1 protein-coding gene is annotated in these 566 nt (G+C 71.9%); it reads right to left on the bottom strand.

What is annotated here, in order from left to right; genetic code table 11:
- Positions 1–539: condensation domain-containing protein (locus WDV06_RS37060; RefSeq protein ID WP_395514188.1), on the bottom strand; the 539-nt coding region annotated here is incomplete at its 3' end.
- Positions 540–566 lie beyond the last annotated feature (27 nt).

Genomic DNA, 566 nt, shown 5'->3' with positions numbered 1-566 from the left:
TCGATCAGCTCCGGAAGGCCCGCCAGCTCCTGACGCCAGTACTCCGACTGGCGGGAGATCAGGCTCTGCGGGTCCTCCTCGGAACCCAGCACCTCCTGCTGCCACAGCGCGTAGTCCGCGTACTGGATCTCCAGCTCGTCCCACGCGGGGGCTCCGCCCTCCGCCCGGGCGGCGTAGGCCTGCGACAGGTCCCGCAGCAGCGGACCCGCCGACCAGCCGTCGGCGACGATGTGGTGCAGCACCAGCAACAGCACGTCGCAGCCGTCCTCGACCCGGAACAGCGTCGCCCGGAACGGCAGCTCGGCATCCAGCGCGAACGCGTACCGCGCCGCCTCACCCAGCCCCGCCTCCAGCCCGGACGCCGCGACCTCCACGACCTCCAGCAGCTCCCCGACCTCACCGGCCGCCACCACCTCCTGACGCGGAACCCCGTCCACAGCCGGGAACACCGTCCGCAGGCTCTCGTGCCGACCCACCACATCACCCAGCGCCGACCTCACCGACGCCACGTCCACCGACCCGCCCAACCGCAACGCCAACGGAACGTTGTACGTCGCACTGGGGCC

The sequence above is a fragment of the Streptomyces racemochromogenes genome, assembly GCF_044129415.1.
GTDB lineage: Bacteria > Actinomycetota > Actinomycetes > Streptomycetales > Streptomycetaceae > Streptomyces > Streptomyces racemochromogenes_A.
Note: the sequence above shows the minus strand (reverse complement) of the source record. Positions and strands in the feature narration are given on the sequence as shown.